This is a genomic window from Tabrizicola flagellatus (assembly GCF_046295235.1).
Lineage (GTDB): Bacteria > Pseudomonadota > Alphaproteobacteria > Rhodobacterales > Rhodobacteraceae > Tabrizicola > Tabrizicola flagellata_A.
The window spans coordinates 32,711-54,394 of sequence record NZ_JBKBLV010000027.1; the positions used below are offsets into that span (position 1 = coordinate 32,711).

Consider the following 21,684-nt stretch of genomic DNA (forward strand, 5'->3'; position numbering starts at 1 on the left):
CTGGGGCAGTCGCCCGCCCCGGCGCAAGGGGCCTCAGCCCTGGCTCTGTCCCATCCGCAGGAACCGGTCCGGGTCCGCCGATTTCAGCCGCATCGCCAGGAGATAGCCGACGATTCCCCCCAGCGGGATCAGCGACGGCAGGATCCAGCTGAGAGAGCCGCCTGTGGTCCCGGTCAGGTCGCCGTAGTTCAGGAAGATGTAAACGAAGAGCGCCGCCATGATCAGGCCCGCGATCACGGGCAGGATCAGCGTGGACAGCGCCGAGCCGCCGCCCTGCTTGCGGAAGAAGGCGATCACCGACAGCGAGGTGATCGCCATCATCCCGATCACCCCCAGCGTGCCGATCTGGCTGATCCAGGTGAACATGTTCAGGATCGGGTCCAGCCCCAGCCCGGCAAAGATCGCCAGCACGATCAGCGCGCCCACGGTCTGCACCACCGACCCGACATGCGGGCTCTGGTGCCTGCCGTGGGTCGTGCCGAAGGCGGCCGGCAAGAGACCGTCGCGCCCGGCCACATAAGAATAGCGGGCGATGTAGTTGTGGAAGGCCGACAGCGCGGCAAAAAGGCTCGACACCAGCAGCAGGCCCGCCAGCATCGAGATCGTCGGGTTGGTGTAGGTCTCGGCCAGGATGAAGAAATACGCGGTCGGGTCTTCCAGCCCGCCCAGCGTCTCGACCAGCTTGTCTGCCCCGGTGCCCGCGATCATCAGCCAGGTGGTGAAGACGAAGAACAGCCCGATCATCAGGATCGAGAGGTAGGTCGCGCGCGGGATGGTGCGTTCGGGGTCGCGCGCCTCCTCGCCGTAGATCGTGGTCGCCTCGATCCCGATGAAGGACCCCAGGCAGAACAGGATCGCCGCCGTCAGCGAGCCCGAGGTCAGCGCCGAGAAGTTCAGGATGTTCACCGCAAGTCCGCTGCCCTCGGCCCCGCCCGCGCCGAGGATGGCGAAGTCCACGATCAGCACGATCAGGTATTCCAGCGCCACCAGCACGATCAGCACCTTGGCCGACAGGTCCACCTGCCGGTAGCCCAGGATGCCGACCAGGACGATGGCGATCAGGCTATAGACCCACCATTCCAGCGTCAGCCCGAACTGCCCGAACACCCCGGCCGCGATGCCTCCCAGAAGGCCGATCAGCCCGAACTGCATCGTGTTGTAGGCCACCAGCGCGATGACCGAGACCGCGCCGCCCCAGCCGCCGCCCAGGCCGCGCGCGGCATAGGCATAGAAGGCGCCGGCGTTGATGACGTGGCGGCTCATCGCCACATAGCCCGCGGCGAAGGCCAGCATCACCAGCGTCAGCAGCAGGAAGGTCAGCGGCACCCCGGTGCCGTTGCCCAGAAGAAAGGCCAGCGGCATGGCCCCCGCCACCCCGGTCAGCGGTGCCGCCGCCGAGATCACCATGAAGGTGACGGCCAGAAGCCCCAGCGAATTGCGTCGCAGCCGGTTCGGCCCGATTTCGGTGAATTCAGTCATGGTCCCTCCGTGTTGAACAGCCGCCCGGACTTCCGCCGGGTCGGGGTCGTGTTGGTCCTGCGGTCATTGACGCGCCGCAGTTACTTAACAGATTAACTATCTTCCCCCAGATGTATAGCCCTGCGATAGGCCCGCTGGCCGTAAAGCAGCGCCGAGGCGTTGTCCGAAAGCTGCACCGCGACCACCCGTCCGACGATGATGTGATGCGTCTCCCACAAGAGCGCGGTCGCCAGCTGGCACTCGAAGGTCGCCGTGGCACCGGCCAGCAGCGGCTGGCCCAGCGCGCCCGCTTCCCAGGTCACCCGGTCGAAGCGTTCCGCCCGGTCGGTCGCGCTGCGCCCGGCGAAGAGGTTGGCCAGGTCCTGCTGCGTCTCGGCCAGAAGGTTGGCGCAGAAGGCGCGATTCTGCAGGATCGCCGCCGCTGCCGCCGACTGCCGGTTGATGCAGACCAGAAGCGACGGCATCTCGCCATCGGCCGAGACCGAGGTCAGCGAGGACACGGTCACCCCCGCCCGGCCGCCCTCGCCGTCGGTGGTGGCGACGGCGACGAAGGTGGCCGCGCGGCTCATCCCTTCCAGGAAGGCGGCGCGCAGGTCGGCGGTATCCGGCATCGGGTCACCCAAGATCGAAGAAGCGTTGCAGTTCCACGTCCGGAACCTTCCGGCGGAACTCGTCATGTTGTGCCTCGCGCGTGGCGGTGAAGCCATCCACGAAACGGTCGCCCAGCCAGTCGCGCGCGAAGGCCGAGCCGCGCAGCCGTTCGATCGCCTCGGGCATCGAGCGGGCGAAGTCGCGCGACGGCGTCTGCGCATAGCCGGAACCGACGACCTCGGAGTCGGGCTCGATCTGGCCCAGGATCCCGGCCACCCCGGCGGCGAGCGTCGCGGCGGTGGTCAGATACGGGTTGGTGTCGGCGCCCGGCAGGCGGTTTTCCACGCGCAAGGACCCGGCATCGTGGCCCACGAGCCGGAAACAGGTGGTGCGGTTCTCGTAGCCCCAGGTCAGACCCGGCGGCGCGAAGGTGCCGGGGGCAAAGCGGCGGTAGCTGTTCACCGTCGGCTGGAAGATCAGCGTCATGTCGCCGATATGCGCCTGAAGCCCGCCCAGGAACCAGCGGAACAGCTGGCTGACCCCGTTCTTCTGGCCCGCGTCCCAGAAGAGCGGCCTGCCCGCCTTGTCCTTCAGGCTCATGTGCAGGTGGATCGACTGGCTGTCCGCCGCCTCGTTCCAGCGCGGCATGAAGGTGACGGACTTGCCCTGCCGCAGCGCCAGCGCCCGCAGGAAGTTCTTCAGCAGCACCAGCTGGTCGGCCGGTTCCAGCCCGCCGCCCGCACCGATGCAGGCCTCCATGAATCCCGCGCCGATCTCCTCGTGCATCTTGGCCAGGTCGATCCGCAGCGGCTCGCAGATCGCGGCCAGAGCCTCGTACCATTCGGTCTGCACCGCCTGATAGACGATCAGGTCGTGGCTGGCGTGCTGCGTCGCGGGCTTGAGGTTGCGGTAGCCCTTGGCCGCCGCAGTTTCCGGGGTCTCGTCGAACAGGGTGTATTCCAGCTCCATCCCGTATTTCGGGAAGAACCCCGCCTCACCCGCCCGTGCCAGCACCTTCGACAGGATCGCGCGCGGGCACAGTTCGGCCGAGGTGCCCGAGAAGTTCGACAGCACCAGAAGGTCATGCCCCGGCTTCGCCCAGGGCATCCGCCGGGCGCTGGCGGGGTCCACGACCAGCGGGTCGTCGTGGAAATCGCCCGCATCGTCGTTCACGCCCGGCAGGTTCAGATGCACGTCGGTCGGGTCCAGCGCCAGCTGCGCCGGCGCCATGCCCATCCCGGCCTTCGCGATGCCCTTCAGACTGCCGGCCGACACCATCTGCCCGCGCAGGAGGCCGTTGGTATCGGTCATCGCCACCGTGGCAAAGCGGCTGGCGGGATCGGCGAGGAAGTCGTCAAGCGTCATGGGTCACCTGTCGGGATGGGGCGTCTTCAAGCGCCTTCAGTTGTTGCAGGTCCGCCTCGGGGGCGGTGGAATAGGCCTTCAGGAACACCCGCAAGCCGTTGTGGATGTAGCGCGCGAGCGTCTCCCGGTCGGGCAGCGCGTCGGGCATGTAGAGCGCCTGGGTCCGCGGGGCCGACAGGATCAGGCCCCAGAGGTCCTGCGCCGCCAGTTCCGCGTCCTCGAACGCCAGCCGCCCGGCCCGGCGCTGGCCCTCGAGATAGCGCATGATCCCGCGCAGAAGGTGGTCGGGGCCCGAGGCCTGGTAGGCCCGGCCGATCTCGGGGAACCGCTGCACCTCGCCGATGATGAGACGCGCCAGCGACAGCATCTCGGGCCGCATCACCGTGTCGGCATAGGCCCAGGCGAAGACCAGAAGGTCGGCGATCATGCCCTGCTCGGACGGGTGCTCGAACACGTCCAGCATCAGGTCGCGCTTGCCCAGCATCATCGCCTGGAACAGCGAGTCCTTCGAGGGGAAGTAGGAATAGAGCGTGGGTTTCGTCACCCCCGCCTCGGCCGCGACCGCGTCCATCGAGGCGCCGGTATAGCCCTGGGCCGCGAAGACCTTCAGCGCCGCGTCGAGGATCGCGCGTTCGCGGTTCAGCCGGTTCTGCAGGCGGCGCGAGGCGGTCATGCCAGCCGCGCCAGCAGGTCGAGCAGCGGGCGGTTGTAGGCCGCGGGCTGTTCGAGGTTGCAGACATGGCCCGCGCCCGCGATCACCTCGAAGCGCACGTCCGGGCAGGGGGCCGCATCCCAGATCCGCCCGGCGACGCCGCGGATCTCGGCCGGGGGGGCCAGCCGGTCGTGCTCGCCCGTCATCATGAGGACCGGCATGGTCAGCCGGGAAAAGTCGAAGCGTTCCAGCGGGTTGGTGAAACAGGTCAGCGCGTCGCGGTAGGTGGCGGCCGGGATCGCCGCCATGCTGTCGAACAGGCGCTGCCGCACGGCTTCGGGGGCGTCGGGGCTGGCCAGCACCTTCACCACGGCGGGCGCGAAATCGGCCGGGGTCTGGCCGGCGTTCAGCGGCACCTCGCGGCTGACCCGGAAGGCTTCGCGCTCATCCGGTCCCGCCTCGGACATGCCGGTGCAGCCGCCGGACAGGACCAGGCCTGCCAGCATCTCGGGGTGGCGCATGGCGAAGGAGGTGGCGATCCAGGACCCGTAGGACAGGCCCACCAGCACCAGCCGCCTTGCCCCCAGCCGTTCGGCCACACGCAGGATGTCGTCGCAATAGTCGTCCACCGTCGATTGGCGGGGTCCAAGCGTGCTGTCCCCATACCCGCGCAGGTCCAGCGCCGCCGCCCGCACCAGCCCGCCGACGGCCCTCAGTTGAGCGTCCCAGTTCGTCCGCCCGCCGCCGATCCCGTGCAGGAACAGGCAGAGCGTGTCGTCCAGCCGCCCCCCTCCCCCATCCCCTCCCCACCCGGGGGAGGGGAGGTGCGAAGGCGCGGCCGCAGGGCCCGTGCCGGGAAGCCGGGAGCCTCCCTCCCCCCGCGTGGGGGAGGGAGGGGGTGGGGGGGTGACGGTCAGCGCCAGACGGGGCAGGTCGTCGAAGATCAGCGTCTCGACCGTCGCCAGCGAGGGAGTCGGCAGGTCCGGCGCGGCGGGTACCCTCGCCCCTGCCAGGGCCGCGATCCCGGCCTCGAAAACCGCCTTCGTCCCCTCGGCAATCGCCATCAGCCGCCCGGCCGGGGCGCGGATCGTCGCGGTCCAGGCGACATGGGCACCGCCGTCCCCGGCCGGTGTCACGGTAACGCGCGCGTCATAGGCCTCGCAGTCCCGGATGCCCTCCAGGTGCGTGTAGCCCAGCACCCGGTCGCTGTCCGAGAAATAGGTCTGCTGTTCGTGATAGACCGTCTCCTCGCCCGCAACTGTGAAGGCCCGCACCCGCGCGCCCTGCGGCCCGCGCTCCTCGCGGATCGTCGCCACCCAGGGATGCCATGCCCGGCAGAAGTCGCGCAGGATCCGCCAGACGTCGTCCGGCGCCCGGGCCACATGGCCCTGGACCTGCACGACCTCGCGCCCCATCAGCGCAGGCCCTTCAGCGACCCGGCGTCGCCCCGCCAGAGCGAGTTGCGCGCGCCCCCGTCGTCGCCGGGGGCGCTGTCCAGCTCGTCCATCTCGTAAAGCGCGAGGACACCGATGTAATCCTCCATGATTTCCGAGGTATAGGGCAGCATCAGCGCGCCGCAGCGGCTGTCGCGATACATCCGTTCGAGGGGCAGCGCGCGCAGCATCGACTGCCCGCCACAGGTGCGGATCGCCAGCGCCGTCATCTCCTGCGCGCCCTCCATCACGTTGTACTGCGCGGCATACATCCGCATCACCTCGGCCTTGGAGGGCATCCCCTTCGCCTCGGAAAACGCCTGCCACCACAGGGCGCGCATGTTGGCAAGGCGCGCATACATCTTCGACACCGCCACCCGCTTGGTCGCATACATCCGCCGGTCGATCGGCGGCTGGCCGGGGACCTGGCCCTTGAGATAGGCGATGGTGAAGTCGTAAGCACCCTGAGCCACCCCCATGTAGGTCGGCGACAGGGTGGCCATCATGTGCGGCCAGTTCGGCAGCGTCTTGCCGAAGATGCCGCGCGGCATGAGAAGGTCATCCTTGGTGACGAAAACGTCTTTCAGGATCAGGTCGCGGCTGTTCGTCCCCCGCATCCCCAGGGGGTCCCAGTCGCCCTTCACCGTCAGGCCCGGCGTGTCCTTTTGCACGACGAACAGCATCGTGTCCTCGTGGCGCGGCTCCTGCCCATCGAACACCTCGGTGCAGACGATGGTGTAGTAGTCGCAATACCCCGCCAGCGAGGCGAACTTCTTGAACCCGTTGATTTTCCAGCCGCCCTCGACCGCGCGGCACTGGGTCTGGTTCGGCTTCGAGGTCCAGTTCTGCCCGCCTTCGGAAATCGGCTGGGAATAGATCGCCCGCTCCTGCATCGCCCGGCGAAACTGCCTTTCACGCAGCGGCGCGAACTCGGCCCGCTCGGCCTCGGTCAGGTTCGGCATGTCGTACATGAACCGCGACCAGGCCATCGAGGAATTGTGCATGTTGAAGGTGAGCGCGGTGGCCCCGCAATACTTGCCGATCTCGGCGCCGACCATGGCGTATTCGCCCATGGAGAAGCCCCAGCCGCCGTACTCCTGCGGGATCGACAGGCCCAGGAACCCCGCATCCGCAAGGTCCCGGTAGTTCACCGTCGGGAAGGACGCCTCGTCATCCACCGCCTTGGCGCGCGCGGCGAAGACCGGCCCCATCTCGTTGATCTTCGCCATCGCGGCGGCGACCTCGGGGCGGACGCGGGACATGTCGTAGTAATCCGCAGGGCTGCTCATCGGCATCGCGGCAACGGGGGTCTGAATGGTCATGGCGTGGTCCTGTTCAAACTTCGGCGCAGCAAGGGCAGCGGGCGAATCTTGCCGCGGCCGGCCCGCGGGGGTGGGAGCGGCACTGCCGCGCCCGCCCCCGGGGGCGGGTCGGGCGCGGTCGGATTTGCTTTGGGCAAATCCGACGAAGGCAGGACGGCAGGTCATGGGGCAAGTTCTCCTTGCAGAACGCCGTCCTTCACGACGACGCGCCCGTCGAGGGCGATGGTGCAGTTGCGCATCGGAAGGTCGAAATGGCCGAGCGTGTAGCGTCCGGCATACTGGTTGGCCCCGGTGGACCACAGGAACGACCCCGCCAGCGCCCGGAACTCCACCGCCTGCGTGTCGCGCTTGTCGTACATCGCCGCGCTGACCCAGCGCGCGCCGGGGTTCATGCCCCAGCCGACATGGGACATCCCGTAGGCGTTCCGGTCGCCCCAGGCCTCCATGTATTCGCGGAAGTGCAGCGCATCGATGCCGTCGCCCTTGATGTCGGTGACGAAGTCGTTCTCGATGGTGATATCGATCTGGCTGGTCAGGTACGTCTTGAAGGTCAGGTTCATGTCTCCCACCCCCATGACGATCCGTCCGTTCACCGCGTTCTTTCCCGGGAAGGCCAGGCACAGCCCGCCCGGCCAATGCGCGACCGATCCCGGCGTGGTCCCGAACCCCGCCGTCCCGCCGCAGGGCGCGCCGCGCAGGTCCACCACGAGGTCGGTGCCGATAGCCGAGGTCACCCGCATCTCGGACGCCTCGCGCAGCATCTGGATACCAAGTTCAACCTTCGGCCCGTGTTCAGCCTTGGGCTCGGTCCGCTCCAGGATTTCCGGGTGCTCGTTGGTGATGACCAAGAGGCGCGTGCGGCCCGCTTCCTCGATCTCGGGCCATTCGGGGGCGTGGATAAGCCCCTCCACCGTGCAGTCGACGATGACATCCACGCGCTTCAACGCCTCGATCACCGCACGGTTGCCCTGGATCGCCCAGCTGGTGCCGGTGGACTTCACCGGGACGGGGGCGGTCTGCGGCGGGGTGGGCATCTGGATCATGCAGAACTCTGCGCCCAGGTCATAGGCCGCCAGTTCGCACAGATGGACAAGGACGGGCCGCGACTGGGTTTCCGACAGGATGGCGATGGGCGTGCCCTTGCCGATCCCGTTCAAGGCCAGCACCCGGCGGAAGGCGGCCAGCCATTTGCCCTCGATGCGTTCCTGAAGCATCCCGACTTTCCCGTTGACGATTCGCGGCTTTGCGAATTTCTTAACTTGTGAGTAAAGCTTGTTGGCGGGGTGCGGGCCTGTCAACAGGATTTTCGAAAATCCTCCGACTTTCGACAAAGGCGTGCCGGATCAAACCTTTCCCGCCGCCTGCAAGCCCGCCCAGGTCGGGCGCGGCAGGTCGAACCGGTCGTGGGTGCGGATGTAGTCCGACCCGAAGCTGCGGGCTACGAGGTCCAGCGCGTCGGTGTCAATGTGGGCGCGCTCGGGGTTCTTCAGGTAGCGATCCTGAATATGCACGGCGAGGACGCGGCCGATCACCACCGTCTGGCACGGCCCGGTCACGACCGAAGACAGCGCGCGGCACTCGAAGGCGACGGGGCTTTCGGCGATCCGGGGCGGGGCGATGTGCTGGCTGGGCAGCGTCTCCAGCCCGGCGAGCGCGAGTTCGTCCACCCCGCGCGGGGCGTCGGCCGAGGTCAGGTTCATCGCCTGCACCAGCCGCTCGGGCACCAGGTTCACCACGAATTCGCCGGTCTCCAGGATGTTCAGCGCGGTGTCCTTGAAGCCCCGGTCGGGCGCGGCCATCAGGCCCAGGGCGATGGTCGGGGGGGCCGAGCCCATGACGTTGAAAAAGGAATAGGGCGCGGCGTTCACGCCCTGCGCCCCCCTTGTCACCACCCAGGCGATGGGTCGCGGGATCACGGTCGCGGCCAGAAGCTTGTAGGCAATCGGCTCGGGAACCTGGTCGAGGTCGTAGCGCATCAGACCTCCCGCACCGCCGGCTTGGCCCGGGTATCCACCACCAGCTGGAACACGTCGGGCCGCGCGTAATGGCCGGTCGCGTCGAAATCGAACTTGGCGCGCATCACCTCGGCCGGGTCGATCTGGGCGTAAAGGATCGTCTCGCCGGTGAAATCCGGCCCGGCCAGCACCCGGCCGAGGGGAGAGACGATGGCCGACCCGCCGCGCATCATCACCTGGGTCGGATCGTCGCCCAGCGCGCTTTCGTGGTCCGGCCCGTAGGCCGCGCGGGTGATGTGCTGGCAGGCGGTCAGGACGAAGCAGCGCCCCTCCAGCGCGATGTGCTGCATCGAGGGTAGCCAGGTGTCGCGGTCGTCCGCCGTCGGCGCACAGTAGAGCGTGACGCCCTGGTGATACATGTGCATGCGCAGGGCAGGCATGTAGTTCTCCCAGCAGATCACCGCGCCGATGGTGCCGAGATCGGTCTTGAACACCGGCAGGGTGGACCCGTCGCCGAAACCCCAGATCAGCCGCTCGCCCGCCGTGGGCATCAGCTTGCGGTGCTTGCCGACCAGCCCCTTGTCGCCGTCGAGGTAGAGGACGGTGCAGTAAAGCGTCGCCCCGTCGCGTTCGATCACGCCCACCACGGCGAAGGCCCCGGTTTCGGCGCAGGCCTCGGCCAGGCAGGCGACCTCGGGCCCGTCAAGGTCGATGGCCGCGGCGTGATAGCGGGCGAAGGCCACGCGCCCCTCGGGTTTGCGCATGCCCACTGGCGCGCCGAAGCTCGCGCCCTTGGGATAGCCGCCGATCAGCGCCTCGGGGAAGACGACCAGCCGGGCGCCCTTGCCCGCCGCCTCGCGCAGACGTGCGGCCGCCTGTTCGGCGGTGGCCATCGGGTCGGTCGGGACCGAGGCCATCTGGACCACGGCGGCGGTGAAGGGGGTGGACATGGGATGCCTCCTCTTGGGGTGGGAGGCCCCGGGGGCGCTTCGCCCCCCGGACCCCCAGAGGATATTTGCAGACAGATGAAAGCGGCGGGTCAAGCCTCGGGGGTGGAATTCACCACCGGGTTGCGCAAGGTGCCGATGCCCTGGACCTGGCCCACGACCACGTCGCCCGGCTTCAGCCATTCCTGCGGGTTGCGCCCCGCGCCCACGCCTTCCGGCGTGCCGGTGGCGATGATGTCGCCGGGTTCGAGCGTGATCCCGGTCGAGATGTCGGCGATCAGCTCGTCCACCTTGAACAGCATGTGGCGGGTGTTCGAGCGCTGCTTTTCCACCCCGTTCACCGTCAGCCACAGGTCCAGCCCCTGCGGATCGGGGATCTCGTCCGCCGTGACGATGCAGGGGCCGAAGGGGGCATAGCTGTCCATGCCCTTGGAGAAGATCCACTGTCCCGCGCGCCGGTTGTCGCGGGCGGACACGTCGATCAGCACCGAATAGCCGAAGACATGGGCCAGCGCCTCGGTCCGCGGGACGCGGCGGGCCGTGGTGCCGATGATGACCGCAAGCTCCACCTCCCAGTCGAGCTGTTTCGTCATGCTGGCGTCGTGCCCGATCGCGTCCCCCGGCCCGATCACTGTGGTCGGCGGCTTGGAGAAGACCACCGGCTGCTTCGGCAGGTCCTTGGCGGTGTCGAGCGAGGCCGCGCTTTCCGCGACATGTTCGACATAGTTCAGCCCGATGCCGAAGATGTTCTTCCGTGGCCGCGGGATCGGCGCCAGGAGCCGCACGTTGACCAGCGGCAGGCGCGCGCCCCAGGGGGCCGAGGGCAGCGCGGCCCGCAGCGCCTGCACCGCGGCCGGTCCGGCCTCGATCAGGCCCAGCATGCTGTCGGGCAGGCCAAGCCGGCCCGCGTCGATCACGCTGTCGCCCTCGATCACCCCAAGTCGGGCCGCGCCCTCGACCGAGGCGCGATAGGTCACAAGTTTCATGGTCTGTCCCTAAAGAAGCGGCTGCCTGCCGCCGTTGTCCCCGAAGGCCTCTTCGCGATAGAGCCCCAGCGCCCGCATCACCGGCAGGTCGTTCAGGCAGAAGAGGCAGGCATCCTCGCGGTCCGAGCCGTTGACATGTTCGTGCCAGGCCCAGGAGGGCACGCAGAAGATGTCTCGCTCGGCCCAGTCGAAGCGCTTGCCGTTGATGATCGAATGGCCGCGCCCCTTGGCGACATGGTAGAGGTAGCTGCCCGTGTGTCGGTGCGCCTTCGTCGCCTCGCCGGGCCGCAGCATCTGCATGCTGGCGCCCAGCGTCTGCATCACCGGGCCGTTCGTCACCGGGTTCACATACTCCATCATCACCCCGTCGAACGGACTGCCATCCGTGCAGCCTGCGTATTTCGTCAGGGCCTCGTAGGTCGGCGCCCATTCATACTTGAACATCGGGCTGTAGCCCTTGCGCCAGCTTTCGCCATAGGGCGTCAGCCCCGGATTGCCCCAGGTCTTCGTCATGTCATCGACGGCATACCCAACCGCCTGGTTCAGGTCCGGGTGGACCTCGTAGAAATTCGCCTCCATCGCGTTGACGAAGGGGATGTCCAGCCCGTCCTGCCACAGGCAGAGCGAGCCGTCCGCGCTGACCCCGTGTTCGTGCCAGGTCCCGTTCGGGGTCAGCACGAAGTCGTTCGCGCCGAGCGTCATCTTGTGGCCGTCAACCACCGTGTAGGCCCCGCACCCCTCCATGATGAAACGGATCGCCGAGGCCGAATGGCGATGCGCGCTGGCGACCTCGCCGGGGTTCATCACCTGAAGGCCGGCATAGATCCAGCCCACCGCCGCCGCCACGTCCTGCCGGCCGGGGTTGTTGAGGTAGATCACCCGCCGCCCCGCCTTTTCCGGCGTCACCAGATCGACCGAGCGGATCACATGGTCGCGCAGGTCCTTGTACCGCCAGACCACCGGCACCGACTGCGACTTCGGCTGCCAGGGCTCGATCTTGTTCGCCACGGTCCAAAGCGCGCCGGCATGGAACCCCTCCAGCTGGTCGTAATAGGCCAGAAGCTCGGGCGTATCCTCGACATTGGCGCGGCCGATCACATCCTCACGGTGGTTCTCGCGCGTGGTGGCCATGCTCTCCCCTCCCCTTGGTGGCGCTTGCCCAACTATGCCGGAATCATTTTCGATGCCAAGTAAGATTTTCGAAAATTATCGAATTGCACGTTTCGGGCGCGCTGGATAAGCTGCCCCGGACAAGGGTGCGATCATGACGCTGGCCGAAAAAGCCTATGTTTCCCTGCGCAAGGACATCGTCGAGGGCAGCTTCGCCCCCGAAAGCCCGCTGCGCCTGGCCGATCTGTCGGAACGCTACGGCATGGGCTTTTCCCCCCTGCGCGAGGCCCTGAACCGGCTGCAGGCCGAACGTCTGGTCACCGCCGAGTCGCTGCGCGGCTTCCGCGTCTCGTCCCGCTCGCTGGCCGAGTTCGAGGATGCCCTCAACGCCCGCCTGCTGATCGAGACCGAGGCGCTGCGCCTGTCGATCGCCCGGGGTGACGATGCCTGGGAAGCCTCGGTCGTGGCCGCGCTTTACGCGCTGCGCCGGCAGGCCCGGCGCGAGGACGGCGACGTGGACGAGCTGAAGACCCGCCACCACGCCTTTCACCGCGCGCTGCTGGCGGCCTGCGGGTCGGACTGGCTGATGGATTTCTTCGAGCGCCTCTATGCCGCGACCGAACGCTACCGCATCCCGGCGCTGACCGCCGCCGGCCCGCAGAAGCGCGACATCGACGCCGAGCACGGGGCCATTGCCGACGCCGTACTCGCCCGCGACGCGGCGCTGGCCGAACAGCTTCTGCGCGACCACTACCTGCGCACCGCCGCCACGATCCGCTCCGGCATGGCGGCGGCCTGACCGCCCCTGCCGCACCCCCGCAGGTCGCGCTTCAGCCCGCCTCTCCGGTCAGGTTCATCGCTCCGGCTGGGCGAGCAAACCTTGCCAGAGTCCTAACGACCACGTCCAAGCCCTTGAAACCAAAGGCCTGAGAATCCTGTCCTGCGTGGACAGGTCTCAGGCGTTCACATCCACCACAACCCGGCCCTGCACGCCCCCCTTCAGAATCGCCGCCCCCAATTCGGGCAGATCGGCCAGCCGGGCAGGGCGGATCATTCCCTCCAGCTTCTCCATCGGCAGGTCCGAAACCACCCGCCCCCAGGCCCGCACCCGGCGGTCGTAGGGCACCGTCACCGAGTCGATACCCAGCAGGTTCACACCCCGCAAGAGGAAGGGGATCACGCTGGCCGGCAGCGCCGCGCCTCCCGCTAGTCCCACGGCGGCGACCGAGGCGCCATGCTTCATCTGCCCCAGCACCCGCGCCAGCATCGCGCCCCCCACGGCGTCGATGCAGCCCGCCCAGGTCTCGCTTTCCAGGGGACGCTTCACCGTCTCGGCCAGCTCTGCCCGCGGCACGATCCGCGCAGCGCCCAGGTCGCGCAGATAGCCCTCCGTCTCGGGCCGCCCAGTCACCGCGGCGACCTGATACCCCAGCCGCCCCAGGATCGCCACCGCCACCGAGCCCACGCCGCCTGCGGCCCCGGTGACCAGCACCTCGCCCTTCTCGGGCGTCAGGCCGTGCTCTTCCAGCGCCATCACCGCCAGCATGGCCGTGAAACCGGCCGTCCCCACCGCCATGGCCTGCTTCGTTGTCAGGCCCTTGGGCAGCGGCACCAGCCAATCCGCCTTGACCCGCGCTTTCTGGGCATAGCCGCCCCAATGGGTTTCACCGACCCGCCAGCCGGTCAGGATCACCTTGTCTCCGGGCTTGTAACGCGCATCCTCCGAGACCTCGACCGTCCCGGCGAAATCGATCCCCGCCACATGCGGCCAAGTCCGCACGATACCGCCCCCGTTGGGCGACAGCGCAAGGCCGTCCTTGTAGTTCAGGGTGGAATATTCCACCGCGACCGTCACATCGCCCGCAGGCAGTGCGCTGTCCTCCATCTCGCGGACATGGGCCACGGCGGCATCGCCTTCCTTCTCCAGCACCAGCGCACGGAACATCGCATCCTCCCTTTGATCCGCCCGCAGTCCGCCCTGCCCGGCCGGGATTGTCAACCCGGCCGCCCTGCCGCACTCTCCGCCGAAAGGAGATTCCCAAATGACCCAGGAACACATCGGCTTCATCGGCGCGGGCCTCATGGGCCACGGCATGGCGAAGAACATCGTCGAGAAGGGCTACCCCCTGACCGTCACCGCCCACCGCAACCGCGCCCCGGTGGACGATCTGATCGGGCGGGGTGCCACCGAGGCCGGCATCGAGGAGCTCGCCGCCCGCGCGACCATCGTCTTCCTCACCCTTCCCGGCTCGCCGCAGGTGGCCGAGGCCGTGGCAAGGATGACCCCGCACCTGAAACCCGGCGCGGTGATCGTGGACTGCTCCACGTCCGACCCCACCGTGACCGAACGCCTCGCGGCCGACCTGCTTGCCAAGGGCATCCACTTTGCCGATGCGCCCCTGGGCCGCACCCCGAAGGAGGCCTGGGCCGGCACGCTCGACTGCATGGTGGGCGCGGACCCCGAGGTCTTTGCCCGAATCCGGCCCGTCATCGCCACCTGGGCCGGCAAGATCGTCCACATCGGCCGGGTCGGAGATGGCCACCGGATGAAGCTTCTGAACAACTTCCTCTCGCTCGGCTATGCGGCGCTCTATGCGGAGGCGCTGGCGCTGGCTGCCAAGGTCGGCATCTCCACCGCCACCTTCGACAGCGTGATCCGCGGCGGCCGGATGGACTGCGGCTTCTACCAGACCTTCATGGGCTACGCGCTGGAAGGGAACCGCGAGGCCCACCGCTTTACCCTCTCGAACGCCTACAAGGACCTGCGCTACCTCGAGTCGATGGCCAACGCCGCGACCGTCGCCACCACGATGGCCAGCGCGGCGAAGAACAGCTTTGCCGCCGCGATGGCGCAGGGCGGATCGGGGCCAGAGGACTATGTGCCCCACCTTGTGGATTTCGTTGCGCGGGCAAACGGGGTCAAACCGACCTGACCCACGGCCTTTCGCCTGTCCGCAAATATCCTCTGGGGGTTCGGGGGGCGAAGTGCCCCCGACGCCCGAGTGTCCTTGCGTCCTTCACGCAAGGACGCGAGACATAAGGCGCGCGCCGCAAGGCGCTCATTTCAACAGACGCCCCTCACCCGCACTTCGAATGCCCGCAGGTCCCGCAGGTCAGGCAGCCCTCCACCATCCGCAGATCGTAGCTGCCACAGGCCGGGCAAGCCCGCCTCGGAGCCTCACCGATCCGCATCATTTCGGCCTTCGGGTCTGATTTCAGCCCCAGCCCCTCCCCCGCGATGAAGCCGATGTCGATCAGGTGGCGCTCGATCACTCCGCCGATGGCGGCGAGAATCGAGGGGATGTAGCGCCCCTCCATCCAGGCCCCGCCGCGGGGGTCGAAGACGGCTTTCAGCTCTTCCACGACAAAGGAGATATCCCCGCCGCGCCGGAACACTGCACTGATCATCCGGGTCAGCGCCACGGTCCAGGCGAAATGCTCCATGTTCTTGGAGTTGATGAAGACCTCGAACGGTCGGCGGTGGCCTGCCGTCACGATGTCGTTGATCGTGATGTAGAGGGCGTGTTCCGTTCCCGGCCATTTCACCTTGTAGGTCTGGCCTTCCAGCGCGGCGGGGCGCTCCAGGGGTTCGGACAGATAGACCACCTCGCCCCCCGTCACCGGCTGCGCGGCAACTGGCGCGGTTTCCTTCTCGCTGACGGTCAGGACCGACCCGGTCACGTCGTTCGGTCGATAGGTCGTGCAGCCCTTGCAGCCCCGATCCCAGGCGGCCATGTAGACCTCCTTGAAAGCGTCAAAGCTGATGTCCTCGGGGCAGTTGATCGTTTTCGAGATCGACGAATCCACCCATTTCTGCGCCGCGGCCTGCATCCGGACATGGTCCAGGGGCGGCAGGGTCTGGGCGTTGACGAAATGGTCGGGCAAGGGTTTGTCGCCGAACTTCTCGCGCCAGAGGCGGACGGCGTAATCGACCACCTCCTCCTCGGTCCGCGACCCGTCCTTCTGCAAGACCTTGCGGGTGTAGGCATAGGCAAAGACCGGCTCGATCCCCGAACTGACGTTGCCCGCATAAAGCGAGATCGTCCCGGTCGGCGCGACCGAAGTCAGCAGCGCATTGCGGATGCCGTGCTTAGCAATTGCCTCGCGGACGTCGGCATCCATCTGCCGCATGTTGCCCGAAGCAAGGAAGCCCTCTGCGTCGAACAGCGGAAACGCCCCCTTCTCCTTCGCCAGATCGACACTGGCCAGATAGGCCGCCCGCGCGATGGCATGCATCCAGATCTCGATGACGCGCGCCGCCTCCTCGGACCCGTAACGCAGGCCGACCATCAACAGCGCATCCGCCAGTCCCGTGACCCCCAGCCCGATGCGCCGCTTGGCCTTTGCCTCGGCCTGCTGCGCCGGCAGCGGAAAGCGCGAGGCATCGACCACATTGTCCATAGCCCGCACCGCGACACGCACCAGGCGGTCCAGCCCCTTCATGTCCAGCGAGGCATGCGCCTCGAAGGCATCCTTCACCAGCGTCGGCAGGTTGATACTGCCCAGAAGGCAGGCGCCATAAGGCGGCAAGGGCTGTTCACCGCAGGGATTGGTCGCCGCGATCGTCTCGCAATAGCCCAGGTTGTTCATCGCGTTGATCCGGTCAATGAAGATCACTCCCGGTTCCGCATAGTCGAAGGTGGACCGCATGATCTTGTTCCAAAGATCGCGCGCCTCGACCGTCTTGTAGACCTTGCCGCCGAAGACCAGCTCCCATGCCGCATCGGCCTTTACCGCGGCCATAAAGGCATCGGTCACCAGCACCGAAAGGTTGAACATCCGCAGCCGCGCGGGATCGCGCTTGGCCTCGATGAAGGCCTCGATGTCCGGGTGGTCGCAGCGCATCGTCGCCATCATCGCCCCCCGGCGGCTGCCGGCGCTCATGATCGTCCGGCACATCGCGTCCCAGACATCCATGAACGACAAGGGCCCCGAGGCATCCGCCGCCACCCCCGCCACCGGCGCCCCGCGCGGCCGGATGGTCGAGAAATCGTATCCGATCCCGCCGCCCTGCTGCATGGTCAGCGCGGCCTCCTTCAGACTGTCGAAGATGCCGGCCATGGTGTCCGGGATCGTGCCCATGACAAAGCAGTTGAACAGGGTCACCGACCGCCCCGTCCCCGCCCCGGCGGTGATGCGGCCGGCCGGCAGGAAGCGGAAGTCCTCCAGCGCGGAATAGAATTCGGCCTCCCATATCGCAGGCTCGGCCTCCACCTCAGCCAGAGCGCGCGCGATCCGCCGCCAAGTGTCCTCGACCGTGCGGTCGATCGGTGTGCCATCCGCCTCCTTGAAGCGATACTTCATGTCCCAGATGGCTTCGGCGATGGGGGCATGGAATCGCGACATCGGGCGAATCTTCCTGTCTGTTGTGGATAAGTCCGGCGGAAGGCCCAAGATACGCCCCTGCCCCCCGGGGGTCAACTTGAAGCGCCCGCCGCAGGCCCTATGATCAGGCGCATGATCAACCTCCTGAAACTCTGCGTCGGCGCCGACTCGGTCGAGGACCTCCTTGACTGGCAACGCAGCCAGCGCCCGCACTGGCCCGAGGGCCGGGCGATCCATGTCACCCGCATGTGGCCGAAACGCGAGGCCGAGGTGCTGGACGGCGGCTCGCTCTACTGGGTGATCAAGGGCGTCATCCTGTGCCGGCAGCGCATCCTCGACCTGCAGGAGGTGAACCTCGGCGACGGGATCCCGCGCTGCACCCTCGTCCTCGACCAGGAGGTCATCCGCACCGAAGCCGCCCCGCGCCGCCCCTTCCAGGGCTGGCGCTACCTCGAACCGAAAGACAGCCCACGCGACCTTCCCAAAGGCCGTGCCAAGGATGACCCCCTGCCCCCGAAACTGGCGCAGGCCCTGGCCGAACTCGGCCTGCACTGACCTGCTGCTTGCCCTTTTCCAAATACTCCACGGGGAGCGCGAGGGGTGTGAAACCCCTCGCTGCGCCCGCAAGGCCAGGTGCCGCCCTCAGACGGAAACGCCCGGCACGCCCAGCATCTGCGACAGCCGCGCCAGGGCCGCACGGTCCTCTGCCGTCCACGCCGCAGCCCGGCTGGCCCAAAGCACCGCCTCGCTGGAATGGATCAGCCCGTCCGGCAGGATCCGCAGGTGGTTGGCCCGCAGCGTCTCGCCGGAACTGGTGATGTCGGCGATCGCCTCGGCGGTGCCGTTCTTCACCGTGCCCTCGGTCGCGCCCTGGCTGTCCACCAGCTGATAATCCGCCACGCCCTGCGCAGTCAGGAAATCGCGCACCAGCCGGTGATATTTGGTCGCGATCCGCAGCCGGTGGCCGTGCACCTTGCGGAAAGCGGCGGCGGCGGCGTCCAGATCGTCCACCGTCTCGACATCGATCCAGACATTCGGCACCGCGATCACCAGATCGGCCCGGCCAAAGCCCAGGCGGGCGACCTCGGCCACCTCGTCCGCATCCAGTTGTTCGCGCACCAGATCGGATCCGGTGACGCCCAGGTGGATCCGCCCCGACGCCAACTCGCGCGGGATCTCCCCCGCCGACAAGAGCACCGGGGTCACGCCCTCAACCCCCTCGACCGCGCCGGCATATTCCCGGTCCGAACCCATGCGGCGCAGCACCACACCGCGCGCGGCGAACCAGTCGAAACAGTCCTGCATCAGCCGCCCCTTGGACGGAACGCCAAGCCGGATCATGCCAGCGCCCCCCGCAGCCGCGCCACCAGGCCGGGCTGGATCACGCCGCCCACCGCCGGGATGAAGGCGCCCGCCCCCAGCACCGCCGTCAGCGCGTCATAGCGCCCGCCGCTGGCGACCGGCGGCATCCCCTCGGCGACAAAGCTGAACACGAAGCCGTCGTAATATTCCAGCGCGGTCCGGCCGTGACTTGCCTCGAAGGCCAGCGTCTCGACCGCCACGCCCTTCGCCGCCAGCGCCTCCAGCCGCGCGGCAAAGCGGTCCACCGCCGGGACGATGGCCGGCAGCATCGGAGCGATGCCGCGCAGATGGGCCAAAGCATGGGCGGCCGGGGCCTCCAGCGTCAGCAGGTCGTAAAGAAGCGCCGCCTCCGTCGCCCGGATTGGCGGGGTCTCTGCGTCGGCCAGCAGGGCCTCGGCGCGCTCGACGATCTCTTCGGCGCTGCGCAACCCGACGAAGGTCCCGGCCTCCTCGATCAGCGCCAGCGGAGAGCCGGCCCGCAGCCGCTCCAGAAGCCGCAGCCGCCCCACCGGCACCGGCGCGCGGCCCGAAAAGCGGTCGAGCAGCGCCTTGAACCGCGCCGGCCGCCAGATGTGGCGCAGCAGCGCCGCCTTGCGCCGCTCGGCCGTCTCCAGCCCGCGGACGGCCGCCATCAGGATGCCGATGTCGCCGGTCACCGGGCGCAAGCCAAGGCCCCCCAGCAGGTCGCCGAACAGGGCAAAGACCTCGGCATCCGCCGCCTCGGGCGCGGAACGGTCGAAGACCTCATAGCCGACCTGAAGATACTCGCACGCCTCCTGCGCCCCGCGCGTCTGCTTGCGAAAGACCTCGCCCAGATAGGCATAGCGCGCCGGCTCGGCCCCATGCGCCATGTGCGCCTGCACCACCGGCACGGTGAAATCCGGGCGCAGCATCATCTCGCCGCGCAGCGGGTCATCGGTGACATAGGCCCGCGCCCGGATGTCCTCGCCGTAAAGGTCCAGCAGAGTGCCCGCCGGTTGCAGGATGTCGGCCTCCACCGCCACGGCCCCGGCCTCCAGGAAGGCGGCCAGCAGCCGTTTGCCCTCGGCCCGGATCGCAGCCTTGGGGGTCATGCCCCACCCTCCGCCCAGCGCCCACGGCAGATGCACCGCGCCTCCCCTCCCCCTCCGTGGGGAGGGGATGGGGGTGGGGGGACCGCAGTCGCCCCGCAAAGCGGAAAGCCGCGGCTCATGCGCCCAGCATCCGCTTGACCGCGGCGACCAGCTCTCCCCGCGGCACCTCGACCTGGGCGGGGCGGTCCTTCCATTCCTCCAGCGTTGCGCTCTGGGCGATCTTCGCGCCGAGGATCAGGTCCTTGAGGATGACCATGCCCGCCGCCGCCTCGTCCCCGCCCTGGATCACCGCCACCGGTGCGCCGCGCTTGTCTGCGTATTTCAACTGGTTGCCGAAGTTCTTCGGATTGCCCAGATAGGCCTCGGCTCGGATGCCCGCCTGGCGCAGCTCGCCGACCATGGCCATGTAGTCGGCCATCCGGTCGCGATCCATCACGGTGACGACGACCGGCCCCTCCGAGGAGCCAGCGACGCGCCCCTTGGCGCGAAGCGCCGCGAGGAGGCGATCCACCCCGATCGACACACCCGTCGCCGGCACGTCCTGCCCGGTGAACCGCCTTACCAGCCCGTCATACCTTCCCCCGCCTGCTACGGAGCCAAAGTTGCGTGGCCTGCCCTTCTCGTCGGTGATCTGGAACGTCAGTTCGGCCTCGAACACCGGGCCGGTGTAGTAGCCCAGCCCCCGCACCACACCGGGATCGATCACGATCCGCTCGGGACCGTAACCCTGCGCTGCGAGGAGCGCAGCGATTGCCTCAAGCTCCGCCACACCCTCGGCCCCGACCGCCGAGCCACCAACAAGTTCTCGCAACCGGGCCAGCGTTTCCGGCCCCGTGTCGCGCCGGGCGGTGGTGAATCCCATCACCACCTCGGCCTGTTCGGCAGTCAGGCCGGCGCCCTTCGTGAAGTCCCCGCTCTCGTCCTTCCGCCCCTCCCCCAGGAGCGCCCGCACGCCCTCTGGTCCCAGACGGTCAATCTTGTCGATGGCCCGCAACACGATGCCGCGTTCGTCGTGCTTGTCCTCGCCCGCGAGTCCCGCGACCTCCATCACCCCGTTCAGGACCTTCCGGTTGTTCACCTTCACCACATAGTCGCCGCGGGGGATGCCGACCGTCTCCAGCGCGTCGGCCAGCATGGCGCAGATCTCGGCATCCGCCGCCACCGACGCTGACCCCACCGTATCCGCGTCGCACTGGTAGAACTGACGGAAGCGGCCCGGGCCGGGTTTCTCGTTCCGCCAGACGGGGCCCATCGCGTACCTGCGGTAGGGGCTGGGGAGGTCGTTGCGGTACTGGGCGGCGACGCGCGCGAGGGGGGCGGTGAGGTCGTACCTCAGGGCCAGCCAGTCCTGATCCTCGTCCTGCCAGGCGAAGACGCCCTCGTTGGGGCGGTCGACGTCGGGGAGGAACTTGCCGAGGGCTTCGACCGTCTCCACGGCAGAGGTCTCCAGCGGGTCGAACCCGTAGCGGTGGTAGACCCCGGCGATGCGGTCGAGCATGGCTTTCCGTTCGGTGACCTCGGCCCCGAAGTAGTCGCGGAATCCCTTCGGGGTCTCGGCGCGGGGGCGGCGGGGGGGCTTGTCGGCCATGGCGGGACCTTCGCTTTCGATCGCCGTCCGTGTATCGGATGGGGGGAGAGGCGGCAAGCGGGGGGTATGATGGGCTCGGTCGATCTGGAAGAGAAGGTGGCCCACCTGATCCGGGCGGTGGAAGACCTGTCGGACGTGGTGGCCCGGCAGGCAACCGAGATCGCGGGGCTGGAGCGGCGTGTCCGGCTGCTGATGGAGCGGGCCGCGGAGGAGGAGGCCCTGCGGGGGGAGGCCCCCGAAGCGAACGTCCGCCCGCCTCACTGGTGAGAGGTGTCCACGGTGGACATTTCCGGATTCCGCTTTGATTACAAAGGGATGTTCGCGGACGTTAGGGGTTTGTTAGTGAAGAAATCTTCCTCGCCTCTGTTCGGCAAGCTAGGGTCAGGACTCGTTCTCGTTTCATAGCCAGAACATGACGGTTGCCGCGAGGGCGATAGCGGACAGGAAGACCTTCGGGCACCGGTCGTATCGCGTTGCGACCCGTCGCCAGTCCTTG

General features: G+C 68.1%; 20 protein-coding genes and 1 pseudogene. 4 read left to right on the plus strand and 17 right to left on the minus strand.

The genetic code is table 11. The features are described 5' to 3' along the window. Positions 1–33: 33 nt before the first annotated feature. The 11 genes from ACK4IU_RS12740 to ACK4IU_RS12790 form a co-directional block, all read right to left on the minus strand. Complete coding sequence (locus ACK4IU_RS12740) at positions 34–1,479, minus strand: APC family permease (RefSeq protein WP_409735726.1); 1,446 nt, start codon at positions 1,477–1,479, stop codon at positions 34–36. Between the two features lie 92 nt (positions 1,480–1,571). Continuing rightward, positions 1,572–2,090: a flavin reductase family protein gene (locus ACK4IU_RS12745; protein ID WP_409735728.1), complete on the minus strand. Its 519-nt coding sequence runs from the start codon at positions 2,088–2,090 to the stop codon at positions 1,572–1,574. A gap of 4 nt (positions 2,091–2,094) precedes the next feature. Continuing rightward, positions 2,095–3,435, minus strand: coding sequence for a glutamine synthetase family protein (locus ACK4IU_RS12750; protein WP_409735730.1), 1,341 nt, complete (start codon positions 3,433–3,435; stop codon positions 2,095–2,097). Continuing rightward, positions 3,425–4,108 (minus strand): TetR/AcrR family transcriptional regulator, encoded by a 684-nt coding sequence (locus tag ACK4IU_RS12755; protein ID WP_409735732.1) that lies wholly within the window; start codon positions 4,106–4,108, stop codon positions 3,425–3,427. Before ACK4IU_RS12755 ends, ACK4IU_RS12750 begins: the two co-directional genes overlap by 11 nt. Further along, positions 4,105–5,502: an alpha/beta fold hydrolase gene (locus ACK4IU_RS12760; RefSeq protein ID WP_409735734.1), complete on the minus strand. Its 1,398-nt coding sequence runs from the start codon at positions 5,500–5,502 to the stop codon at positions 4,105–4,107. Before ACK4IU_RS12760 ends, ACK4IU_RS12755 begins: the two co-directional genes overlap by 4 nt. Next, positions 5,502–6,842 carry an acyl-CoA dehydrogenase family protein gene (locus tag ACK4IU_RS12765; RefSeq protein ID WP_409735736.1) on the minus strand — a complete coding sequence of 447 codons (1,341 nt, stop codon included), beginning with the start codon at positions 6,840–6,842 and terminating at the stop codon, positions 5,502–5,504. The genes ACK4IU_RS12760 and ACK4IU_RS12765 overlap by 1 nt, the downstream gene beginning before the upstream one ends. A gap of 161 nt (positions 6,843–7,003) precedes the next feature. Then, entirely contained in the window at positions 7,004–8,056 is a 1,053-nt protein-coding gene (locus tag ACK4IU_RS12770; protein WP_409735738.1) for a peptidase M29, read from the minus strand. A gap of 129 nt (positions 8,057–8,185) precedes the next feature. Next, a complete protein-coding gene (locus ACK4IU_RS12775) occupies positions 8,186–8,818 on the minus strand; it encodes a flavin reductase family protein (protein ID WP_409735740.1) in 633 nt (210 codons plus the stop codon). Further along, entirely contained in the window at positions 8,818–9,747 is a 930-nt protein-coding gene (locus tag ACK4IU_RS12780) for a carbon-nitrogen hydrolase family protein (protein ID WP_409735742.1), read from the minus strand. The genes ACK4IU_RS12775 and ACK4IU_RS12780 overlap by 1 nt, the downstream gene beginning before the upstream one ends. 89 nt (positions 9,748–9,836) lie before the next feature. Next, positions 9,837–10,730, minus strand: coding sequence for a fumarylacetoacetate hydrolase family protein (locus ACK4IU_RS12785; protein WP_409735745.1), 894 nt, complete (start codon positions 10,728–10,730; stop codon positions 9,837–9,839). A gap of 9 nt (positions 10,731–10,739) precedes the next feature. Further along, positions 10,740–11,861, minus strand: a complete 1,122-nt coding sequence (locus ACK4IU_RS12790) for a cupin domain-containing protein (RefSeq protein WP_409735747.1) — start codon at positions 11,859–11,861, stop codon at positions 10,740–10,742. Positions 11,862–11,994: 133 nt separating this feature from the next. Here ACK4IU_RS12790 and ACK4IU_RS12795 point away from each other — a divergent pair, with 133 nt between their 5' ends. After that, positions 11,995–12,639: an FCD domain-containing protein gene (locus ACK4IU_RS12795; RefSeq protein WP_409735749.1), complete on the plus strand. Its 645-nt coding sequence runs from the start codon at positions 11,995–11,997 to the stop codon at positions 12,637–12,639. Between the two features lie 156 nt (positions 12,640–12,795). Here the strand turns inward: ACK4IU_RS12795 and ACK4IU_RS12800 are convergent, their stop codons facing one another. Beyond that, positions 12,796–13,785, minus strand: coding sequence for an MDR family oxidoreductase (locus ACK4IU_RS12800; protein WP_409735751.1), 990 nt, complete (start codon positions 13,783–13,785; stop codon positions 12,796–12,798). 97 nt (positions 13,786–13,882) lie between these two features. Here ACK4IU_RS12800 and ACK4IU_RS12805 point away from each other — a divergent pair, with 97 nt between their 5' ends. Then, the gene (locus ACK4IU_RS12805; protein ID WP_409735753.1) at positions 13,883–14,773 is read left to right on the plus strand and encodes an NAD(P)-dependent oxidoreductase; all 891 of its coding nucleotides are present in this window, start codon (positions 13,883–13,885) and stop codon (positions 14,771–14,773) included. A 145-nt stretch (positions 14,774–14,918) separates the two neighbouring features. Here ACK4IU_RS12805 and ACK4IU_RS12810 read toward each other — a convergent pair whose 3' ends face one another. Then, positions 14,919–17,186, minus strand: a complete 2,268-nt coding sequence (locus ACK4IU_RS12810; RefSeq protein WP_409735755.1) for an adenosylcobalamin-dependent ribonucleoside-diphosphate reductase — start codon at positions 17,184–17,186, stop codon at positions 14,919–14,921. A gap of 111 nt (positions 17,187–17,297) precedes the next feature. On the opposite strand from ACK4IU_RS12810, the gene ACK4IU_RS12815 reads away from it, so the two are divergent. Continuing rightward, the gene (locus tag ACK4IU_RS12815; protein ID WP_409735758.1) at positions 17,298–17,720 is read left to right on the plus strand and encodes a DUF1489 family protein; all 423 of its coding nucleotides are present in this window, start codon (positions 17,298–17,300) and stop codon (positions 17,718–17,720) included. A gap of 87 nt (positions 17,721–17,807) precedes the next feature. On the opposite strand, the gene hisG is transcribed toward ACK4IU_RS12815, so the two are convergent. From hisG to hisS, 3 genes are all read right to left on the minus strand, one after another. Beyond that, positions 17,808–18,506: an ATP phosphoribosyltransferase gene (gene hisG, locus ACK4IU_RS12820; protein ID WP_409735760.1), complete on the minus strand. Its 699-nt coding sequence runs from the start codon at positions 18,504–18,506 to the stop codon at positions 17,808–17,810. After that, positions 18,503–19,600 (minus strand): ATP phosphoribosyltransferase regulatory subunit, encoded by a 1,098-nt coding sequence (locus ACK4IU_RS12825; protein WP_409735762.1) that lies wholly within the window; start codon positions 19,598–19,600, stop codon positions 18,503–18,505. Before ACK4IU_RS12825 ends, hisG begins: the two co-directional genes overlap by 4 nt. Before the next feature lie 115 nt (positions 19,601–19,715). Further along, positions 19,716–21,188, minus strand: coding sequence for a histidine--tRNA ligase (gene hisS / locus ACK4IU_RS12830; RefSeq protein ID WP_409735764.1), 1,473 nt, complete (start codon positions 21,186–21,188; stop codon positions 19,716–19,718). 66 nt (positions 21,189–21,254) lie between these two features. On the opposite strand from hisS, the gene ACK4IU_RS12835 reads away from it, so the two are divergent. Next, on the plus strand, positions 21,255–21,455 hold the full coding sequence (locus ACK4IU_RS12835) for a SlyX family protein (RefSeq protein WP_409735766.1): 201 nt from the start codon (positions 21,255–21,257) through the stop codon (positions 21,453–21,455). Positions 21,456–21,587: 132 nt separating this feature from the next. Here the strand turns inward: ACK4IU_RS12835 and ACK4IU_RS12840 are convergent. Next, positions 21,588–21,684: pseudogene (locus tag ACK4IU_RS12840) on the minus strand (IS5/IS1182 family transposase); the annotation flags it as partial.